The sequence below is a fragment of the Ilyomonas limi genome (assembly GCF_005233845.1).
In the GTDB taxonomy this organism is placed as follows: Bacteria; Bacteroidota; Bacteroidia; order Chitinophagales; family Chitinophagaceae; genus Ilyomonas; species Ilyomonas limi.
The window spans coordinates 1-1,487 of sequence record NZ_SZQL01000062.1 but is presented as its reverse complement, the minus strand read 5'-3'; the positions used below and the strand labels follow the sequence as shown (position 1 = coordinate 1,487).

General features: G+C 39.1%; 2 protein-coding genes. Both read left to right on the top strand.

From position 1 onward, the window contains the following. The first annotated feature begins 41 nt into the window (after positions 1-41). Positions 42-404, top strand: a complete 363-nt coding sequence (locus FC093_RS23560; RefSeq protein ID WP_137264279.1) for a helix-turn-helix domain-containing protein — start codon at positions 42-44, stop codon at positions 402-404. A 32-nt stretch (positions 405-436) separates the two neighbouring features. After that, positions 437-1,318, top strand: coding sequence for an IS3 family transposase (locus FC093_RS23555; RefSeq protein ID WP_137264278.1), 882 nt, complete (start codon positions 437-439; stop codon positions 1,316-1,318). Positions 1,319-1,487: the final 169 nt, after the last annotated feature.

The following is a 1,487-nucleotide window of genomic DNA, read 5'->3' as shown; positions in this document are numbered from 1 at the left end:
TGTCTCGTCCTGAAATAGGTTGACTAAAAAACAGCCTATTTATGGATTTAAAAACACAAATTATTACAGAGTATTTAACGCAGGGAGTGGGCTTCAGACAGCTTGCTCAAAAGTATGGCATCAGTCGAACTACTATTTGCAAATGGGTGGCTATTCACCAGGGAATACATAACTTGCCGCCTACTGAAAAGCAAAAGAAATATTCTTTAAGCAGCATGAACTCATCACCTCAAAAATCATCATCTCAAGAGCAATCAATTAAAGAACTGCAGCAAAAAATTGAAGCATTGGAAAAACAGCTCCAGTGGGAAAAACTCCGTTCAGAAGCGCTCAATACCATGATCGATATTGCGGAAAAAGATCTTAATATTCCCATCAGAAAAAAGCCTGGTGCCCAACAGTAAAACATCTTAAGCAGGAACATGCAAATATTAGTTTGCAGCAGTTATGTAAACTGTTGGGCTATTCATTCCAGGCATATCACAAACACAATAAAAAGAAATTCTTTGAGCAACATCATGAAGCGATGATTCTGGGGCAAATTGATGCTATCAGGAAATATCAGCCAAGATGCGGAGGAAGAAAATTATTCATCGAATTACAACCCTTCTTTTTGCAACATGATATACAGATGGGCAGAGATAAATTCTTTGATCTGTTGAAAAGGAACAAGCTTCTTGTGCGCAAAACAAAGCGTAATGTTTACACCACCATGAGCAAGCATCACTATTACCGCTATCCCAACCTGGTAAAGGGCTTTACGCCTCTGAAGGCACATGAGTTGTGGGTAGCAGATATTACCTACATACCGCTGAAAGAAAGATTTGCGTACCTGTTTTTAATAACGGATGCCTACTCAAGAAAGATAGTAGGTTTTAATGTAACGGATGATATGAAGGTAAGCTCGGCCGTTGTAGCCTTAAAGCAGGCACTGGCACAAAAGCCACCTGAAACTTTCGTGATTCATCACAGCGATCGAGGCATTCAATATTGCAGCAATGAATATGTAAGTCTGTTGCTTCAACATAATGCCATAATCAGTATGACCAACAATGGAGACCCGTTGGAAAATGCTATTGCTGAAAGAGTGAACGGTATTCTGAAAACAGAATTGATCAGCAGTTATTATAACAGCATTGATGATGCTTCGATACACATCTCGAGATGTATTACCATTTACAATCACAGAAGAAGGCACAGCAGTTTAAACTGGCAGATACCAGCCGCCGTTCACGAACAGAAAGGACCACAGATAAGAAGATGGAAAAACTATTATTATTCAGCCAAACTAAAGGAAGTAACAATGCAATCAACATGAGTCGAGCCCGCGCACAAAAATATTTTCTTAGCTAAGGAGGGCACGAAAATATTTTTGCCAACGCACGGGCAAACAACAAAAAAATCAACCTTATTCAGGATGTATTATCTTCATCAACCAATAACAGGATTATTAACTAAAACCAGTCAACTTTTTTCAGGACGGGTCA